This window comes from Paracoccus gahaiensis (genome assembly GCF_005048225.1).
GTDB lineage: Bacteria > Pseudomonadota > Alphaproteobacteria > Rhodobacterales > Rhodobacteraceae > Paracoccus > Paracoccus gahaiensis.
In genome coordinates this window covers 46,491-64,829 of record NZ_SUNI01000012.1, presented here as the reverse complement: position 1 = coordinate 64,829, position 18,339 = coordinate 46,491, and the positions used below count along the sequence as shown (strand labels likewise).

Here is an 18,339-nt window from a genome sequence, read left to right as displayed (position 1 = left end):
TTTGGGCCAAGATGAAAGGGCGTCATGCTGGAGTTCTTCGTCTATGACGTGTTCACCGATCGGGCCTTCTCGGGCAATCCGCTGGCGGTGGTGATGGGGGCGGATGCCCTGAGCGGCGCGCAGATGCAGGCGATCGCGCGGCAGCTCAACCTGTCCGAGACGATCTTCGTGATGGCGCCGCGCGACCCGGCTCATGCGGCGCGGGTGCGGATCTTCCTGCCTCTGGCCGAGATCCCCTTCGCGGGCCATCCGACCATCGGCTGCGCGCTGCACCTGGCAGGCGGGGCGGACGGCCGCCTCGTGCTGGAGGAAGAGGCCGGGCCTGTGCCGGTGCGGATCGCGTCGGGGCTGGCCGAGTTCGCGGCGCCGGTGCTGCCCGTGCTGTCGGGCGACGTCGTGACGCCCGAGGCGGTGGCGGCGGGGCTGGGGCTGGAAGTCGGGCAGGTGGGGTTCGGCGCGCACCGGCCCTGCATCGCCCATGCCGGGCCGGGTTTCGTCTTCGCGCCGCTGCGCGATCTGGCGGCGCTGGCGGAGGCGCGTCCCCGGGGCGCGGCCTTCGACGCGCTGACCGGCGAGATCGCCAAGCTTTATTGCTATGCCCCCGAGGGCGCGGGCTTCCGGGCGCGGATGTTCGCACCGGCCAATGGCGTGCCCGAGGATCCGGCGACCGGATCGGCCACGGCGGTGCTGGCCGCAGCCCTGCTGGCGGCGGGGGCGCTGGCCGAGGGCGAGACGCGGCTGGCCCTGCGCCAGGGGGTCGAGATGGGCCGTCCGGCGGAACTGGGCCTGCGCATCACCGTGACGGACGGGCGTCTGGCGCAGGTCTGCGTCTCGGGGCGGGCGGTGCGGGTGGCCGAGGGGCGCATCCGCGTGCCCGAAGTGTGAGCGGGCGATGCGGGCGGGTCGTCGGCACGCTGCCGCAGATGTGATCGGGGCCGCGCCGCCGCCGGGCTGGACCCGGGGCGATGCAGGGAGCATGTTGCCATGATGTTCAAGGATCTTCTGACCCGTCTGATGGGCGATGCGCCCGGGCCCGACCCGTTCGGCGCCGAGGATGCAGAGCTGGCCATCGCCGCCCTGCTGGTCCGCGTGGCCCGTGCCGACGATCACTATGACGATGCCGAACGTGCCCGCATCGACCAGGTGCTGGCCTGCCGCCGGGGCCTGACCCCGCATGAGGCCGCCGAACGGCGCGCCGAGGCCGAGGCGATGGAGGCCGAGGCCAGCGATACCGTCCGCTTCACCCGCCAGATCAAGGACCGCATCGCGCTGGAGGACCGCCAGGGCGTGCTGGCCGCGATGTGGGAGGTGGCCTTTGCCGATGACACGCGCGGCGCGGACGAGGACAGCCTGATCCGCCTCGTGTCCGGGCTGCTGGGGATCACCGATCGGGATTCGGCGCTGATCCGGCGTCAGGTGATGGTGCAGATGGGGCTGCCGCCCGCCTGATCAGAGGTCGCCCGCCTAGAAGCCCAGCCTGTCGCGCAGCCCGAACCACGCCATGCCTGCGACCAGCAGGGGCGCGCGCAAGGCCGCGCCGCCCGGGAAGGCACGGGTGGGCACCGCCGCCATGGCATCGAACCCCTCGGCCTGTCCCGCCACCGCCTCGGCCATCAGCCGTCCCGCCAGCGTCGCCATCGCGACGCCATGGCCCGAATAGCCGCTGGCCGACAGGCAGTTCGGCGCGGGCCGGGCAAAGCAGGGCATGCGGTTCATGGTGATGGCCAGCGTGCCGCCCCAGGCATGGGCCAGGGGGATGTCGGCCAGCTGGGGATAGACCGACAGCAGATGCGGGCGCACGACCCCTTCGATGTCGCGGGGAAAACGGTAGGTCGCGGTCTCTCCGCCGCCGAAGATCAGGCGGCGGCGGTCGTCCAGCCGCCAGTAGTTCACCACGAACTTGGTGTCGGCGGCGGCGATGCGGTCGGGCAGGATCTCGGGGAAGGCGTCGCCCAGGGGCTCGGTCGCCACGATGTAGTTGTTGATCGGCATCACGCGCGCGGCGATGTCCCGGTCCAGCGCGCCCAGATAGCCATTGCAGGCCAGGATGACGTGATCGGCGGTGACATGGCCCTCTGCCGTGCGGACGGTGCTGGGCGTGCCCGAATGGGGGGCGTGGTCGATGCCCGTGACCTCGCTGCCCTCGTGGATGCGGGCGCCGGCAGCCTCGGCCAGGCGGGCCAGGCCAAGCGTCAGGGCCAGCGGCTGGACATGGCCTGCGCCCCGGTCCAGATCGCCCCCGGCATAGGCGGTGCTGCCAAGCGCCTGCGCCAGCCCGTCGCGGTCCAGCGCTTGCACCTTGTCATAGTCGTAATGCCGCGCCAGATGGTCGGCCATGTGGCGGGCGTGATCCACCTCGGCGTCCGAGCGGCAGGCATGGGCGATGCCGTCGCGGACGGGCACCCCGGCCTCGGCGGCAAGCGCGCGGGTCAAGGCCTTGGCCTCTTCGCCCAGATCCCAGAGGCGGCGGGCGGTGTCGTGGCCCAGTTGCGCCTCCAGCCAGTCGACCTCCTGCCGCTGGCCCGAGCCGATCTGGCCGCCGTTGCGCCCCGAGGCGCCGAAGCCCACGCGCTGCGCCTCGATCACCGTGACCGACAGCCCGCGCCGTGCCAGATGCAGCGCGGCGGAGAGGCCCGTAAAGCCCGCGCCGATCACCGCCACGTCGGCCCGCGCCTCGCCCTGCAAGGGCGGGCGGGCGGCGGGCGGCGGGCTGTCCGCGGCATAGAGGCTGGGCGGATAGGCTCCGGGCCGGTCGTTCAGATGCAGCAGGTTCATACGTTCAGCAGCAGATGTTCGCGTTCCCAGGGGCTGATGACCTGCAGGAACTCCTTGTACTCGTTGCGCTTGACGGATTCGTAGACGGCGGTGAACTCCTCGCCCAGCACCTCGCGCATGGCCGCGTTCTCCATCATCAGGTCCAGCGCGTCGCCCAGGTTATAGGGCAGCTCGTCGCGCGACATGTAGGCGTCGCCCAGACATTCGGCTCGGGGATTTTCCGCCTCGATCAGGCCCAGATAACCGCAGGCGAGGCTGGCGGCGATCCCCAGATAGGGGTTGCAATCCATCCCGGCCAGCCGGTTTTCCAGCCGCCGCGCCTCGGGCCCCGAGATGGGCACCCGCAGGCCCGTGGTGCGGTTGTCGCGGCCCCATTCCAGATTGATGGGGGCGGCGAAATCCGGGACATAGCGGCGATAGCTGTTCACATAGGGCGCCAGCAGCGCGATGGCGGCGGGCAGGTGCTTCTGCATCCCGGCGATGAAATGCAGGAAGGCGGGCGTCTCGCGGCCCCGCTCGTCCGAGAAGATGTTCTGCCCGGTCGCCTGGTCGATCACCGAATGGTGGATATGCATCGCGCTGCCCGGCTCGCCCTCGATGGGCTTGGCCATGAAGGTGGCGAAGCAGTCGTGGCGCAGCGCCGCCTCGCGGATGAGGCGCTTGAAGTAGAAGATCTCGTCGGCCAGGGCCACCGGGTCGCCGTGGTTCAGGTTGATCTCGACCTGGCCGGCGCCGCCTTCCTGCAGGATGCCGTCGATCTCGAAGCCCTGCGCCTCGGCGAAATCATAGATGTCGTCGATGACCTTGCCGTATTCGTCCACCGCCGACATGGAATAGGCCTGCTTGGCCGCCGCCCGGCGCCCGGTGCGGCCCATCGGCGGAATGATCGGCTGGTTGGGGTCGATGTTGCGGGCGACCAGGAAGAATTCCATCTCGGGCGCGACGACGGGCTTCCAGCCCCTGTCCTCGTAGAGCTTCACGATGCGCTTGAGGACATTGCGCGGCGCCATGGGCATCGGGTTGCCCTGCTGGTCGGTCGCGTCATGGATGACCTGGATCGTCCAGTCCGCCGTCCAGGGAGCGGCGGTGGCGGTCGTGTAATCGGGCACCATCACCATGTCGGGTTCGGTGAAGGCCCCCGAGGGGTTGTCGGCCCATTCCCCGGTGATCGTCTGCAGGAAGATCGAGTTGGGCAGGTAGAACTGGTTCTGCCGGGCGAATTTCGACGCGGGCATGGCCTTGCCGCGCGCGACGCCGGCGATGTCGGCCACGATGCATTCGACCTCGTCTAGGCGCCGGCCCGCCATGAAGGCCCGGGCGGCGGCGGGCAGCTTGTCGGTCCAGTCGGTCATGGGGCACCTTGGGCATCTTGACGCGCCAGCGCGCGGGGTTGCTTGAAGAAGGCCTCGATCCGGTCGGCGATCAGGTCCGCGCCCTTGTCCTCGCCCATCCGGGCGGCGGCGCCTTCTAGGATGTCGTCGGGCACCACGCCCCGGGCGCGGGTTTCCATCAGCCCCTGCACGAAGGCGTCCCCGAATTCGGGATGCGCCTGCACCGTATAGGCCCAATCGCCATAGATCAGCGCGGCGTTCTGGCAGAAGGCGTTGCGCCCGGCCACTTCGGCCCCCGGCGGCAACGCCACGACCTGATCCTGATGCCAGGCGTTCAGCCGCACTGGCTGGCCGTCGAAGTCGTAATCCTGCGTGCCCACCGCCCATCCGTCCGGATGCTTGACGACCGTGCCGCCAAGCGCCTGCGCGATGATCTGGTGGCCGAAGCAGATCCCCACCATCGGCACGCCCGCGTCATGGGCGCGGCGGATGAAATCTTCCAGCGGCGCGATGAAGGGGTGATCCTCGTAGGCGCCGTGGCGCGAGCCGGTCAGCAGCCAACCGTCAGCCTCGGTCACCTCGTCGGGGAACGCCATCCCTTCGACATGCCAGACGGAAAAGGTGAAGCCCCGCCCGGCCAGAAGGCGCACGAACATGTCGGGATAGTCGCCTAGAGTCTGCTTCAGCTGGGCAGGCGACTGGCCGCATTGAAGGATGCCGATCCGCATGAAAACCCTTGATGTTGTCCCGATGGCGCGAAGGTAGTCGTGCCACGGGGGGGCCTGCAAGGGGGGATCGGTCCCAACCCTTTGGCGGTCTGGCCGCAGGACCCCGCTGCGGCTAGACTTCCGCCCCAAGACTGCCGCCCAAAGATGCGAAAGGACGCCCCCATGCCCCATCAGCGCCCCCAGATCGACCCTCAGGGTCTGGACGAGTTCTCGGTCGTCTTCACCGACCGCTCGCTGAACCACATGTCGCAGCGCTTCGGACAGGTGATGCGCGACCTGTCCGCCACCCTGGCCGAGGTCTATGGCGCCTCGGCGGTGGCCATCGTGCCGGGCGGCGGGACCTATGCGATGGAATCGGTCGCGCGGCAGTTCGGCCGGGGCGCCCATGCGCTGATCGTGCGGAACGGCTGGTTCAGCTATCGCTGGAGCCAGATCTTCGAGGCGGGCGGCTTCGCGCGCGAGGTGACGGTTGCCATGGCCCGCCCGCAGGGCAACGAGCCCCAGCCCGCCTATGCCCCGCCGCCCCTCGACGAGGTGGTGGCCAAGATCCGCGAGACCCGCCCCGATGCGGTCTTCGCGCCGCATGTCGAGACCTCGGCGGGACTGATCCTGCCCGACGACTACATCGCGGCGCTGGCCGAGGCGGCGCATGAGGTCGGCGCGCTGATGGTGCTGGACTGCATCGCCTCGGGGGCGGTCTGGGTGGACATGGCAGCCACGGGCGTCGACGTGCTGATCTCGGCCCCGCAGAAGGGCTGGTCGGCCTCGCCCGCCGCCGGGCTGGTGATGCTGTCCGAGCGCGCCGCCGAGCGGCTGGAGGGCTCTGTCAGCGACAGCTTCGCGCTGGACCTGAAGAAATGGCGCGCGATCATGGCCGCCTACGAGGGCGGCGGCCACGCCTATCACGCCACCATGCCCACCGACGCGCTGCTGGGCCTGCGCGATGCGATGGAGGAGACCCGCGCCATGGGTTTTGCCGAGGCGGCGGATGCGCAATGGCAGCTTGGCCGCGCGGTGCGGGCCGAACTGGCGGCGCGGGGCATCCGGTCCGTCGCGGCCGAGGGGTTCCAGGCGCCGGGCGTGGTCGTCAGCTATACCGCCGACCCCGAGGTGAAATCGGGCCGCGCCTTCGCCGCACTCGGCACGCAGATCGCCGCGGGAGTCCCGTTGGCGCTGGAGGAGGGCGAGGGATTCTCGACCTTCCGGCTCGGCCTCTTCGGGCTGGACAAGCTGAAGGACGTGGACGGCACGCTGGCGCGGCTGGTCCCGGTGCTGGACCAGGTGCTCTGACGCTTTACCCGGGCGTCACGCCGGGCTAGGTCCGGTGGGGCAAGGTGGCAAAAGGTCCGGGAATGACGCTGACGATCCATACGGAAAGCCCGCTTTCGGCGGATCTGGACCCGCTGTTTGCGCGCCACACCGCCGAGATGCATGCCGATACGCCGCCCGGATCGATCCACATGCTGCCCAAGGATGCGCTGGCCGATCCCGCCATCGCGTTCTTCGTGATCCGCGATGCGGGCCTGCCCGTCGCGATGGGTGCGGTCAAGGATCTGGGCCGGTCCGAGGGCGAGGTGAAATCCATGCATGTGATGGCCGAGCAGCGCGGGCGGGGCCTGTCGCGCATGCTGCTGCGCCATCTGCTGGCCCATGCGCGGGAGGCGGGCTTCCGCCGCCTGTCGCTGGAAACCGGCGTGCAGCCCGGCTTTGCCCCGGCGCGGGGGCTGTATGCGCGCGAGGGCTTCACCGAATGCCCGCCCTTTGCCAGCTATCGCGCCGATCCCCATTCGGTCTTCATGACCCTGCTGCTGTAGGCTTCCGGCCCGCCGATGCGATAAGGCTTTGAAAGCCGCCCCATCCGGCGCTATGAGGGGAAAGCGACCGGCCCCGTAGCTCAACTGGATAGAGCAATTGACTTCTAATCAATAGGTTGCAGGTTCGAGTCCTGCCGGGGTCGCCAATGTCCGCCAAGAATGCTGCCGCCCATCGGCTTTGTGGCGCGGGCTGCGCCGCAGGACGGCACTCTGCGTGCAAGGTGGGTTGATCTGCCCAAGGCGCGCGCAATGTTCATCATTTATTAACTATTTCAGCCTTAAGGAGAGGCCTGGGTTGATGGCTCAATGTGAAGCTGTTAGCCGTATTTCGATCGTAGCAGAAAAGAAGTGACATTATGCTGCACAGCTTTTCAAAAGATGGCGGAATAAAACTTCTTGAATATCCCGAGGATATGGTTTCGGAAATTCCCCTTGGGGATATTGCCGCCTATAATCTTTTGGACAACCCGCGCCGCAGCAAGATCCTGGATGGATATGTCACGGATTATTACTGGCAAAAGCGCATGGTCATGGGATTTTCGATCAGGACCATTCTGGCCGAAATCCAGCGCCCCAAGCTGAAGGGCACCTATATCACCACGCGGGGCAAGATCGTCCTGAACGGGGCGGCGGCGCATCGGGCGCGGAACAAGCTGCGCAAGGACATGAAATTTGCTCCGGAAAGCACGACGATCTTCGACGAGATCTATGACGGGCTGCTCGACCCGCGCGCGATGACGCTGGCGGCGCCGGAGACGAAATCGGTCTGGATCGACGCGAAGAACCTGCACAACTTCTTTCACTTCACCAGCGAAAGCCTGCATCAGGCGTTCTTGCCCGGACCTTTTTCGGAGTCGTTCGACGATATTTCCTTTGCCACGAAGAACAAGCATATGGAGCCCTATATCGGAAGATGGGTTTCCGAATGCGACGCCTTGGTCGGGCCGCATGTCGAGGCCAAGTCTTTTTCCCAGGAACAGATAGACGAGGTCCCCTCGGTCGTGATGCCGATCTCGTGCGAGCATCTGCTCTACCAGTTTTCCGGGGATCATCATGCCAAGATCGCGGCGGCCCGACCTGCAGGGAACAATTGGGACGGGTACGATGCCAAGCCGCATCCGGTCAAAACGCTGCAACTGAACTCCTTCGATCAGACCATCGTCCGGTTTCGGGATGCGATGGTCGCGCGGGCCAAGGCGACTGTCGGCAAGACCTGGTCCAAGCTGATCTACACGGCCCGCGCCGAGGGCCTGTCCCGCAAGCGCGTCATGGGTGGAGAGAAGGAGCTGATCCGGTCGCTGAAGAAGATCGGATTCGAGGTCGTCTATTTCGAAAAGATGTCCCCGCTGGAGCAGGTGAAATGCGTCAGCGAGGCGGATTGCATCATCGGTCAGCATGGGGCGGGACTGACCAACATGATGTTCGCCCGCGAGAACGCCCATGTGTTCGAGATCGCCACCTATCAGACGGCCGTCAGCCGGTGGGTCGACTTCATCCCCTTGTGCCATGTTTCGGGGTGTCATTATCACCTGATCGTCGTCGGCATGGATTTCGACGATGAGGACCGCGACCCCTCCTATGTCGATGACGGGTTCTTCGCCCCCGTCGTGTCGGCGAAGGATCTCGAGCGGATCCTGCAGATCGTCACCTCGGGGCTGACGGACAAGAAGAACGGCCGGATCTCGGGACTGCTGCGCCATTGCCGGTTCTTCATGGACAGAAAGGCCTATGCGCAGGCCTACCGCCTGCTCGATGCGAACATGCCCTTCTATTCCGACACTGTCGAGTATTGGGAACAGCGCGGACAGCTTGCCGAAACCTGCGGCCATAACAGGAGAGCGCAGGACTGCTATACTCGGCTGCTGAACCTGTCGGATTCGGAGGCGGCCCGGCAGGGTCTTGCCCGGATCAAGGAAAGGCAGGCCGCCGAGGTCGGGTGAACCCCGGCCTCGGCTGCGATCCCGCCCCGGCGCTCAGGGCTGGGCGTCGCCTTCCAGCGCCAGATCCTCGATGACGGTCGCGCGCAGGCCCTTGAGCGGCGCGTCCTCGGTATGGGCCAGGACATAGGCCAAGGCGCCGTCATGGCTGTCGAAGGCCATGTGCGGGCCGGAGGCAAGGAACTCGGTGCCCGATTCGGACAGTTTCAGATGGGGCGCGGCGCCCATCGCAATGGTGAAGACGGGCATGGGGCTCTCCTTCGGGGAACGGGTGGGACAATGCCGGGGGCCTTTCGGCCTCCCGTGACGCTGTCGCCCGGAACGCATCCCGACCCGCGTTGTTCCGGCAAAGACCGGGACGCGGCAGGGCAGCCGATTCCTGGCTTCAGGACCGCAGCGCGGCGCGCACCCGATCCCATTCCCCGGCATGGCCCGGAATCCCCAGACGCAGCCAGCGGTCGGAATAGGGGAAGCGTCGGCTCCAGATATGTGCGCGGGCCAGCCGGTCCTGCGCGGCGCCCGCATCGGGCGTGTGATACAGCCGGAACAGATGCGTGCCGCCCAAGGGCTGCCAGCCCGCGCGGCTGGCCAGCCGGTCCAGGTTCAGGCTGGCCTCGCCGTGATAGGTGACGGCCTCGTCGGCCCAAGCCCTGTCGGACATGGCGGCGGTGGCGATCTCCAGCGCGGGGCCGCTGACGGACCAGGGGCCCGCCGCCTCGCGCAGCCGGGCCAGCAGGTCCGGCACGGCCAGCACGAAGCCAAGCCGCAGCCCCGCCAGCCCCCAGAACTTGCCGAAGCTGCGCAGCACCACCGCATTCCCGGGCAGGGCGGGGGCCAGCGACAGATCGGGGCGCGGATCGGCAAAGCTCTCGTCGACGACCAGCCAGCCCACCCGCGCGGCCAGATCGGCCAGCACTTCGGGCGGCCATTCGCGCCCGTCGGGATTGTTGGGGTTCACGACGACGGCCAGATCGGCGCCCGCCATCGCCGCGAGGTCCGGGGCAGGGGAGACCTGCCACCCGGCGGCGGCAAGGCTGGCGGCATGTTCGTTGTAGCTGGGCGTCAGCACCGCCGCGCGCCGCCCCGGCAGCAGGCGCGGCAGCATCTGGATCGCCGCCGTGGCCCCCGCCACCGCCAGCACCCGGCCGGGGGCGCAGCCGATCCAACCGGCGGCGCTGCGGACCAGCGCGGCTTCGGCTGCTGCCGTCGGCAGGGCGCGCCAGGCGGCCTGCGACAGGGGCGGCACCGGCCAGGGACGTCGGTTGATGCCGGTCGACAGGTCGATCCAGTCGCCCGCGCCATACCGGGCCACAGCCGCGTCCAGATTGCCACCGTGATCCCTTGGCATCCGCCGCCTCCTGCCCCTGTGGCTCTGGCTGTCCTGCTAGGCCAGCGCGGGCAGCTTCGCAATCCCGGCGCCCTGATTCCCGCTTTACACGCGCACCAAAGGTGACCACGATATGTGGTGGAGGCACCGGGCACATCCGCCCGGTCTTGTGCAACCGCCCACAGACAGCGGTGCGCACCCCGGCAGGAGGCAGGCCATGGCACAGACCGACCATTTCATCGCCAGCGACGAGATCCACCCGATCGACATCGTCGAGGCCGTGGCCACCCATCACGAATGGGATTTCGACCGGCTGGCCGACAACCAGATCGCCATGGCGGTCGAGGGGCAGTGGCGCAGCTATTCCCTGACGCTGGCCTGGTCGCCCGGCGACGAGGTGCTGCGCCTGATCTGCACCTTCGAGATGGACCCGCCCGAGGGCCGCCTGCCCGCCATCTACGAGACGATCAACCTGGCCAACGACCAGGTCTGGGACGGCGGCTTCACCTTCTGGGTGCCGCAGCGGCTGATGGTCTGGCGCTATGGGCTGGTGCTGGCCGGCGAGGCCATCGCCCTGCCCGAGCAGGTGGACCAGATGATCGGCAATGCGCTGACGGCCTGCGAGCGGTTCTATCCCTCGTTCCAGCTGGCGGGCTGGGGGAATACCTCGCCCGCCGCAGCGCTGGACATCGCCTTGGGCGCCACCTACGGACGGGCCTGACGCGACGGAAAGGGACATGCCATGAGCGATTTCACCGAGATCAACCGGCGCGGTCTGGTGCTGGTCGGCTGCGGCCGGATGGGCGGGGCCATGCTGACGGGCTGGCTGGCCCGCGGGCTTCAGCCCGGCGCGGTGACCGTGCTGGACCCCAAGCTGGCGCCCGAATGGCAGGACCGCGGCCTGCGGGTGAACGCGGATCTGCCCGACAGCCCCGCCGTGCTGGTGCTGGCGGTCAAGCCGCAGATGATGGGCGACGCGCTTGGCGCGATGCCGGACCTGTCGGACACGCTGGTGATCTCGGTCGCGGCGGGCACGACGATCGCCACCTTCGAGGCGGCCTTTCCCGGCGCGCCCATCGTGCGGGTGATGCCCAACACGCCCGCAGCCATCGGGCAGGGCATCAGCGCGATGATCGGCAACGGGGTCGCCACGCCCGCCCATCTGGATCTGACCGAGGCGCTGATGCGTGCCGTGGGCCGGGTCGTGCGGCTGGAGAGCGAGGCCCAGATGGACGCCGTCACCGGCCTGTCGGGCAGCGGCCCGGCCTATGTCTTCCACATGATCGAGGCGATGGCGGCGGGGGGCGAGGCGCAGGGCCTGTCGCCCGCGCTGGCGCTGGAGCTGGCGCGCATGACCGTCGCGGGCGCCGGTGCCCTGGCCGTCCATGCCGACGAGGATCCCGCCGTGCTGCGCGCGAACGTGACCTCTCCGAACGGGACGACGGCGGCGGGTCTGGCGGTGCTGATGGATGCGGATCGCGGCCTGCCGCCCCTGATGGCACGGACCGTGGCCGCCGCGACCGACCGGGGCCGGGAACTGGGGCGCGGTTCGGCATGACCATCACTTATGATGATTTTCTGAAGGTCGACATCCGCGTGGGCACCATCACCCGCGCCGAGCCCTTCCCCGAGGCGCGCAAGCCCGCGATCAAGCTGTGGGTCGATCTGGGCGATCTGGGCGAACGCAGATCCTCGGCCCAGATCACCCGGCATTACGATCCGGCCCTGCTGGTCGGCACGCAGGTCCTCTGCGTGGTGAACTTCCCCCCTCGCCAGATCGGCCCGGTCCGCTCCGAGGTGCTGGTGCTGGGCGTGCCCGACCCCGAGGGCGAGGTCGTGCTGATCCGCCCCGACCACACCGTTCCGAACGGAGGGCGCCTGTTTTGAAGGTCCTTGTCACCCGCCCCATGACCGATCGCGCCACGCAGGCGATCCATGCGGCCTGCGACGCGACATTCCGCGACAACACGCCCCTGACCGAAGCCGAAGCCGCGCAGGCGATGCGCGATCATGATGCGATCATCCCGACGCTTGGCGATGCCTTCACGGCGGCCGCGTTCCAGGGTGATCTGCGCTGCCGCCTGCTGGCGAATTTCGGCGCGGGCTTCAACCATATCGACATCGCGGCGGCACGGGCGGCGGGCGTCACCGTGACCAACACCCCCGACGTGGTGACGGACGCCACCGCCGACATCGCGGTGACGCTGATGCTGATGGTCCTGCGCCGCGCCTCGGAGGGCGAGCGGCTGTTGCGCGCCGGAGAGTGGACCGGCTGGAACCCCACGCAGCTTCTGGGCTCCGAGATGTCGGGCCGCACCTTGGGCATCATCGGCATGGGCCGCATCGGCAAGGCCATCGCGCGCCGCTGCTATCACGGCTTCGGGATGGAGGTCGTGTTCTTCAACCGCTCGACGGTTGCCGATCCGGGCGTCCCGGCGCGCCAGATCGACGATCTGCAGGACCTGCTGCGGACCTGCGACGTGGCGGTGATCGCCGTGCCGGGGGGCGCGGGCACGCGCGGCCTGATCGGGGCGGACGAGCTGCGCGCGCTTGGGACCCAGGGCTGCCTGGTCAATATCGCGCGCGGGGACGTGGTCGACGAGGACGCGCTGATCGCCGCCCTGACCGAAGGCACCATCGCCGGGGCGGGGCTGGACGTCTATGCCCGCGAGCCGCATGTGCCCGCAGCCCTGATCGCCGCGCCCAATGCCACGCTGCTGCCGCATCTGGGCACCGCGACGGACGACACCCGCAGCCGGATGGGCCTGCGGGCTCTGGAGAACCTCAAGGCCTTCGCGGCGGGCGGCACCCCTCCCGATCTGGTGAGCTGAGGAACCGGCCCGGTCCGAAAGCGTTTGATAACCATACATCATCGTCTTCAAGGAGATCGACATGAACTGGGATATCATTCAAGGCAAGTGGAAGCAGCTGAAGGGCTCGGCCAAGGAGAAGTGGGGCGAGCTGACCGACGACGATCTGGACCAGATGGACGGCAACAAGGACAAGCTGGCCGGCAAGCTGCAGGAGAAATACGGATATACCAAGGATCAGGCCGATCGCGAGATCGACGACTATTTCCGCGACAAGTGATCCTTCACGATCATCCGTGACATGAACAGGGCGCCCCTCGGGGCGCCCTTTGCGTGAGGGTCCCGGCGCGCTTGATCCCGCAGCCGGACTGGGGCACCAAGGCCGCAGCCCAAGGAGAGGCCGCCATGCATTACGCCTATGCCCTGCAGGGCACCCGCCTCATCCGTCACGATCCCGACCGCGATCTGGGCGAGGCGCTGTGGATCGACCTCATCCAGCCCTCGGATGCCGAGATGGACCGGCTGCGCGTCCTGGGCGTGCCGCTGCCCGACCTGGCCGAGATGGAAGAGATCGAGCTGTCGAACCGCCTCTACCGCGAGAACGGCCTGGACTACATGACCGCCGTCCTGCCCGGAGAGAAGGCCGGCGGCGACCGCTCCTCCATGCCGGTGACCTTCATCCTGTCGGCCGAGCGGCTGGTGACCGTGCGCCACCACTCGCCCCGGCCCTTCCTGACCTTTCCGACGCGGGCCGAACGATCCACCTTGGGCTGCGGCGGGCCGGACCGGCTGTTTGCGGGCCTGCTGGAGGAGATCATCGCCCGGCAGGCCGACATCCTGGAAGGCTCGGGCCGGGTGCTGGACCAGACCACCGCCGGCATCTTCGAACGCAGCGCGGCGGCGGCATCCTCGGACCGGCTGCAGGCCGCGCTGCAGGGCGTGGGCCGCGAGGCCGAGACGATGGCCCGCGTCCGGCTGGCCCTGCTGACCATCGAGCGGATCCTGGCCTTCTATACCGCCACCATCGACGACCGCCCCGAGGCCGACCGCCTGCGCCCGGTCATCCGCGCGCAGATGCGCGACGTGCAGGCGCTGGAGGTGCATGCCGATTTCCTGGGCAGCCGGGTCAGCCTGGCCGTGGACACCACGCTTGGCATGATCAACCTGCAACAGAACAACACCGCCCGCATCCTGTCGGTCATCGCCGCGCTGTTCCTGCCGCCGACGCTGATCGCCAGCATCTACGGGATGAACTTCGCCGCCATGCCCGAACTGAACCAGTCCTGGGGCTATCCCTTCGCGCTGGCGATGATGGGGGCCGCCACGCTTGGCACCTGGCTGGTTTTGCGATGGAAGCGCTGGCTCTAGACGCTGTCGATCAGGTCCAGCATCTCGGGCGGCAGCTGCCCTTCGGACAGGGTGATGCTGTGCGGGGACTGGGTCGGATCTTCGGTCACGGTGATCGCATAGCGCATCCGGTCGGGGCAGCCGGGGCAGGGGGTCTGGGCCAGTTGCGACAGCGCGCCGGGCCGGAAGGCCGCACAGAGCGCCGCACGCCTGTCTGCGGGCTGCGCATCCGTGTCGATGCGGCGGGGCGGGGCGGCGGCGGTGATGCCGCCGAAGCCGCCATGGCTGCGGATCTCGATGATCATGCGGACCTCCGTTCTGGGCCCGAAGATAGGATCAGACGGCGATTCCGACAAGCTTCCATGCGCGGCGCAGCAGCAGGACCGGGGCGCTGCCCGCGCCCTCCAGCGCCGAGGCCGCGCGCAGCGTCTGGTCGGCCCAATCTGAAAAGCTGGCCATGGGATTGTTGATGTCCTGCAGCGTCTTGTACCAGATGCGGCCCGGCACCTCCCAGGACCGCCCGCCCAGATAGGCACAGAAGAGGTAGAAGGCATGGTTGGGGATGCCCGAGTTGATATGCACCCCGCCATTGTCGTCGGTCGTGGTGTTGAACTGGTCCATGTGCCAAGGCTGCGGATCGGTGCCCAGCAGGTCGTCGGAATAGGCCGTGCCCGGCGCCTTCATGCTGCGCAACGCGACGCCATTGATGCCGGGACCCAGGATGCCGCGCCCGACCAGCCAGTCGGCCTGATGCACCTCATGACCCAGCACGCGCTGCTGGGCCAGCGCGCCGAAGACATCGGCCACATGCTCGTTCAGCGCGCCCGACTGGTTTTCATAGATCAGTCCGCCGGAATGCTGGATGACGCCATGCGCCATCTCATGCGCGATCACCGACAGTTCCAGGAAGGTGCGGAAGATCTTGCCGTCGCCGGTGCCATAGGCCATCTGCTGGCCGTCCCAGAAGGCGTTGTTGTAGTTGCGCCGGTGCTGCACCGTCGCCACCAGCGGCATCCCCCGCCCATCCAGCGAGTTGCGACCATATTCCTCGGCAAAGAGCGAGAAGACCTGCCCCGCGCTGTCATAGGCCATGTCGGCATCCGGGATGCCCGAGGGGCCGTCGCCCTCGGACCGGACCAGACGCCCGGGCAGGGCGGCGCGAAATTCGCCGTCATGGATGCGGCGGTCGGGACAGCAGAGGTCGGGATCGGCCGCGGGCAGCACCCCCTGCAGGCCCGGCGGCAGGCTAGTGAAGGCCGCGCGCTCATCGCGCATCTGCTCGTCATGGCGCAGCAGGGACCGCGCCATGTCGGCGGTGGCCGGATCGCCCCGCAGCGCCAGCACCCGCAGCATATAGGGCGGCACGATGCAGGCGATGGGATTGTGGTGGCTGCAGGACAGGGACAGGCACATGAGGCGACCTCCGGCTTCGGACTGGCCCCCACGGTAACACGGATCACCCGCCCGACAAGGGGCGAGTGTTCACGTTTCAGTCCAGTCGTTTTCCGGTGTCCCTGTGGAACAGATGCAGCGCGTTCGGGCGATAGGACAGGCGCAAGTCGTCCGACAGGTCCGCATCCGAGGCCATGGTGATGGTGATGCGCTGGTCGCCGGTCTTGCCATGGACCAGACGCTGCGCGCCCAATTCCTCGACCGCCAGCACGCGCATCTGGATGGGGCCGTCGGGGGTGACGGTCAGATCCTCGGGGCGGATGCCGATCTGGCCCGCATGGGCGCTGCCCGCCAGATGCGGCACGGCGGCGCTGTCGATCAGGTTCATCGCCGGGCTGCCGATGAAGCTGGCCACGAAGGCCGATGCGGGGCGGCGATAGACCTCCAGCGGGGTGCCGATCTGTTCGATCCGGCCGCCGTTCAGCACCACCAAGCGGTCGGCCAGGGTCATCGCCTCCAGCTGGTCGTGCGTCACGTAGATCGAGGTGGTGCGCAGGCGTTTCTGCAGCTCCTTGATCTCCAGCCGCATGGCGACGCGCAGCTTCGCGTCCAGGTTCGACAGCGGCTCGTCGAAGAGGAAGGCGGCAGGCTCGCGCACGATGGCGCGGCCCATGGCGACGCGCTGGCGCTGGCCGCCGGACAGGGCGCGGGGCTTTCGGTCCAGGAAAGGGCCGATCTGCAGGATGTCCGAGGCGATGCCCACGCGCCGTTCGATCTCGGCCTTGGGCGTGCCGCGGTTCTTCAACCCATAGGCCAGGTTCTGGCGCACCGACATATGCGGATAAAGCGCATAGTTCTGGAACACCATGGCGATGTCGCGGTCTGCGGGCTCGACATCGTTCACGACCCGGTCGCCGATGCGGACCTCGCCCTCGGAGATGCTCTCCAGCCCCGCGACCATGCGCAGCAGGGTGGATTTCCCGCAGCCCGAGGGGCCGACAAGGACCAGGAACTCGCCATCCGCGATGTCGATATTGACGCCGCCCACGGCGCGGGCACCTCCGGCATAGACCTTGCCGAGGTTGTTCAGGGTGATGGATGCCATCTTATTTCTCCGTCTCGACAAGGCCCTTGACGAACAGGCGCTGCATGGCGACCACCACGATCACGGGCGGGATCATCGCCAGCATCGCGGTCGCCATGACCAGATGCCATTGCGGCAGACCGTCCACGGCATCGGCCATGCGCTTGATCCCCGCAACGATGGTGTAATAATCCGAGCTGGTCGTGATCAGCAGCGGCCAGAGGTACTGGTTCCAGCCATAGATGAACAGGATCACGAAGAGCGCGGCGATATTGGTGCGCGACAGCGGCAGCAGGATGTCGCGGAAGAATTTCATCGGGCCCGCGCCGTCGATGCGCGCGGCCTCGGTCAGCTCGTCCGGGATGGTCAGGAAGACCTGGCGGAAGAGGAACGTGGCGGTGGCGCTGGCGATCAGCGGGATCGACAGGCCCGCATAGCTGTTCAGCATGCCCAGATCGGCCACGACCTGGAATGTCGGGACGATGCGCACCTCGACCGGCAGCATCAGGGTGATGAAGATGCACCAGAAGGCCAGGCCCCGGAAGGGAAAGCGGAAATAGACCACCGCGAAGGCTGACAGGACCGAGATCACGATCTTTCCCACGGCGATCGACAGCGCCATGATCATGCTGTTGAGCATCATGACGCCCACCGGGGGCGTGCCGCTGGTGGACACGCCCGCGCCCAGCATCTGGCTGTAATTGGCGATCATCTGGTCGCCCGGCCACATCGGGATGGTGCCCGACATGAAGGCTGTGGGCCCGTGGGTCGAGGCCACGAACGCCACCCACACGGGCAGCGCCACGATGCAGACGCCCAGGATCAGCGTCAGATGGGCGAGAAGGTTCAGGATGGGGCGGTTCTCGATCATCAGTAGGCCACCTTCTTCTCGACATAGCGGAACTGGATCACCGTCAGCACTAGCACCAGCCCCATCAGCACCACCGATTGCGCGGCGGACGAGCCCAGGTTTTGCCCCACGAAGCCGTCGAAATAGACCTTGTAGACCATGATGTTGGTGGCCTGCGCCGGGCCGCCCTCGGTGGTGGCGTCGATGACGCCGAAGGTGTCGAACATCGCATAGACGATGTTCACGACCAGCAGGAAGAAGGTCGTCGGCGACAGCAGCGGAAAGGTGATGTCGAAGAAGCGCCGCACCGGGCCCGCGCCGTCGATGGCCGCCGCCTCGCGCAGGGACGCCGGGATGGCCTGCAGGCCCGCCAGGAAGAACAGGAAGTTGTAGCTGATCTGCTTCCACGCGCTGGCGATCACCACCAGCGTCATCGCGTCGCCCTTGTCGCTGATATGGTTCCAGTCATAGCCGAGGCCCCCCAGCAGATAGGGCATGATGCCGATGGTCGGGTTGAAGATGAACCACCACAGGATGCCCGCGACCGCGGGGGCCACCGCATAGGGCCAGACCAGGAGCGTGGTATAGACGCGGGTCGAGCGGATCATCCGGTCCACCGCGATGGCCAGCAGCAGCGACAGGCCCATCGACAGCACGGTGACCGAGATCGCGAAGACCGCCGTCACCTGCAGCGAGTTCAGGTATTCCGGGCTGCTCCAGAGGCGGGCGAAATTCTCCAGGCCGACAAAGCTGGTGCGGGTGCCGAAGGCGTCCTCGCGCAGAAAGCTCTGGCGGACGGCCTGACCGGCGGGCCACAGGAAGAAGACGAACGTGATGATCAGCTGGGGCGCCAGCAGAAGCCAGGGCAGCAGCTGGTTCGAAAAGATCGTGCGTTTCATCAAGGACCTGCGGGCGAGAAAACGGGAAAGACCGGGGCCACGCAT

The 18,339-nt window shown here is 67.8% G+C and carries 21 protein-coding genes and 1 tRNA gene; 12 read left to right on the top strand and 10 right to left on the bottom strand.

Annotated features, from left to right (window positions below):
- Window positions 1-24: 24 nt before the first annotated feature.
- On the top strand, window positions 25-885 hold the full coding sequence (locus FA743_RS12715) for a PhzF family phenazine biosynthesis protein (protein ID WP_136886483.1): 861 nt from the start codon (window positions 25-27) through the stop codon (window positions 883-885).
- 102 nt (window positions 886-987) lie between these two features.
- On the top strand, window positions 988-1,449 hold the full coding sequence (locus FA743_RS12710; RefSeq protein WP_136886482.1) for a tellurite resistance TerB family protein: 462 nt from the start codon (window positions 988-990) through the stop codon (window positions 1,447-1,449).
- A 15-nt stretch (window positions 1,450-1,464) separates the two neighbouring features.
- Here FA743_RS12710 and FA743_RS12705 read toward each other — a convergent pair whose 3' ends face one another.
- From FA743_RS12705 to FA743_RS12695, 3 genes are read right to left on the bottom strand one after another with little or no spacing between them, the layout of a single operon-like run.
- Window positions 1,465-2,775 carry an NAD(P)/FAD-dependent oxidoreductase gene (locus FA743_RS12705; RefSeq protein WP_136886481.1) on the bottom strand — a complete coding sequence of 437 codons (1,311 nt, stop codon included), beginning with the start codon at window positions 2,773-2,775 and terminating at the stop codon, window positions 1,465-1,467.
- Window positions 2,772-4,127, bottom strand: a complete 1,356-nt coding sequence (locus tag FA743_RS12700; protein WP_136886480.1) for a glutamine synthetase family protein — start codon at window positions 4,125-4,127, stop codon at window positions 2,772-2,774. The genes FA743_RS12705 and FA743_RS12700 overlap by 4 nt, the downstream gene beginning before the upstream one ends.
- Entirely contained in the window at window positions 4,124-4,834 is a 711-nt protein-coding gene (locus FA743_RS12695) for a type 1 glutamine amidotransferase (protein WP_136886479.1), read from the bottom strand. Before FA743_RS12695 ends, FA743_RS12700 begins: the two co-directional genes overlap by 4 nt.
- A 162-nt stretch (window positions 4,835-4,996) precedes the next feature.
- Between FA743_RS12695 and FA743_RS12690 the strand changes: the two genes are divergently transcribed.
- The 4 genes from FA743_RS12690 to FA743_RS12675 all read left to right on the top strand — a co-directional run bounded on the left by FA743_RS12690 (window position 4,997) and on the right by FA743_RS12675 (window position 8,588).
- On the top strand, window positions 4,997-6,124 hold the full coding sequence (locus tag FA743_RS12690) for an aminotransferase class V-fold PLP-dependent enzyme (protein WP_136886478.1): 1,128 nt from the start codon (window positions 4,997-4,999) through the stop codon (window positions 6,122-6,124).
- Window positions 6,125-6,186: 62 nt separating this feature from the next.
- Window positions 6,187-6,648: a GNAT family N-acetyltransferase gene (locus tag FA743_RS12685; protein ID WP_136886477.1), complete on the top strand. Its 462-nt coding sequence runs from the start codon at window positions 6,187-6,189 to the stop codon at window positions 6,646-6,648.
- Window positions 6,649-6,717: 69 nt separating this feature from the next.
- Window positions 6,718-6,794: transfer RNA gene (locus FA743_RS12680), tRNA-Arg, on the top strand.
- A gap of 384 nt (window positions 6,795-7,178) precedes the next feature.
- Complete coding sequence (locus FA743_RS12675) at window positions 7,179-8,588, top strand: glycosyltransferase family 61 protein (RefSeq protein WP_169308881.1); 1,410 nt, start codon at window positions 7,179-7,181, stop codon at window positions 8,586-8,588.
- A gap of 33 nt (window positions 8,589-8,621) precedes the next feature.
- On the opposite strand, the gene FA743_RS12670 is transcribed toward FA743_RS12675, so the two are convergent.
- Entirely contained in the window at window positions 8,622-8,834 is a 213-nt protein-coding gene (locus tag FA743_RS12670; protein WP_136886475.1) for a hypothetical protein, read from the bottom strand.
- 136 nt (window positions 8,835-8,970) lie between these two features.
- Window positions 8,971-9,933, bottom strand: a complete 963-nt coding sequence (gene cobD, locus FA743_RS12665) for a threonine-phosphate decarboxylase CobD (RefSeq protein WP_136886474.1) — start codon at window positions 9,931-9,933, stop codon at window positions 8,971-8,973.
- A 196-nt stretch (window positions 9,934-10,129) separates the two neighbouring features.
- Between cobD and FA743_RS12660 the strand changes: the two genes are divergently transcribed.
- From FA743_RS12660 to FA743_RS12635, 6 genes are all read left to right on the top strand, one after another.
- Window positions 10,130-10,633: a type III secretion system chaperone family protein gene (locus tag FA743_RS12660; protein ID WP_136886473.1), complete on the top strand. Its 504-nt coding sequence runs from the start codon at window positions 10,130-10,132 to the stop codon at window positions 10,631-10,633.
- A gap of 21 nt (window positions 10,634-10,654) precedes the next feature.
- Window positions 10,655-11,470, top strand: coding sequence for a pyrroline-5-carboxylate reductase (gene proC / locus FA743_RS12655; RefSeq protein ID WP_136886472.1), 816 nt, complete (start codon window positions 10,655-10,657; stop codon window positions 11,468-11,470).
- On the top strand, window positions 11,467-11,799 hold the full coding sequence (locus tag FA743_RS12650; RefSeq protein ID WP_136886471.1) for a tRNA-binding protein: 333 nt from the start codon (window positions 11,467-11,469) through the stop codon (window positions 11,797-11,799). Before proC ends, FA743_RS12650 begins: the two co-directional genes overlap by 4 nt.
- Window positions 11,796-12,743, top strand: coding sequence for a 2-hydroxyacid dehydrogenase (locus tag FA743_RS12645; protein WP_136886470.1), 948 nt, complete (start codon window positions 11,796-11,798; stop codon window positions 12,741-12,743). Before FA743_RS12650 ends, FA743_RS12645 begins: the two co-directional genes overlap by 4 nt.
- 61 nt (window positions 12,744-12,804) lie before the next feature.
- Window positions 12,805-13,002: a CsbD family protein gene (locus FA743_RS12640; RefSeq protein ID WP_136886469.1), complete on the top strand. Its 198-nt coding sequence runs from the start codon at window positions 12,805-12,807 to the stop codon at window positions 13,000-13,002.
- A 71-nt stretch (window positions 13,003-13,073) separates the two neighbouring features.
- Window positions 13,074-14,090, top strand: a complete 1,017-nt coding sequence (locus FA743_RS12635) for a magnesium transporter CorA family protein (protein WP_246054951.1) — start codon at window positions 13,074-13,076, stop codon at window positions 14,088-14,090.
- Here FA743_RS12635 and FA743_RS12630 read toward each other — a convergent pair.
- From FA743_RS12630 to ugpA, 5 genes are all read right to left on the bottom strand, one after another.
- Window positions 14,087-14,374 (bottom strand): protealysin inhibitor emfourin, encoded by a 288-nt coding sequence (locus tag FA743_RS12630; protein WP_136886468.1) that lies wholly within the window; start codon window positions 14,372-14,374, stop codon window positions 14,087-14,089. The two genes, FA743_RS12635 and FA743_RS12630, sit on opposite strands and share 4 nt — an antisense overlap.
- Before the next feature lie 31 nt (window positions 14,375-14,405).
- Window positions 14,406-15,482 (bottom strand): M4 family metallopeptidase, encoded by a 1,077-nt coding sequence (locus tag FA743_RS12625; RefSeq protein WP_136886467.1) that lies wholly within the window; start codon window positions 15,480-15,482, stop codon window positions 14,406-14,408.
- Between the two features lie 76 nt (window positions 15,483-15,558).
- A complete protein-coding gene (locus FA743_RS12620) occupies window positions 15,559-16,566 on the bottom strand; it encodes a sn-glycerol-3-phosphate import ATP-binding protein UgpC (protein ID WP_136886466.1) in 1,008 nt (335 codons plus the stop codon).
- A 1-nt stretch (window position 16,567) separates the two neighbouring features.
- Window positions 16,568-17,416 carry a sn-glycerol-3-phosphate ABC transporter permease UgpE gene (gene ugpE / locus FA743_RS12615; RefSeq protein WP_136886465.1) on the bottom strand — a complete coding sequence of 283 codons (849 nt, stop codon included), beginning with the start codon at window positions 17,414-17,416 and terminating at the stop codon, window positions 16,568-16,570.
- Window positions 17,416-18,297, bottom strand: a complete 882-nt coding sequence (gene ugpA / locus FA743_RS12610) for a sn-glycerol-3-phosphate ABC transporter permease UgpA (protein ID WP_211242269.1) — start codon at window positions 18,295-18,297, stop codon at window positions 17,416-17,418. The genes ugpE and ugpA overlap by 1 nt, the downstream gene beginning before the upstream one ends.
- Window positions 18,298-18,339 lie beyond the last annotated feature (42 nt).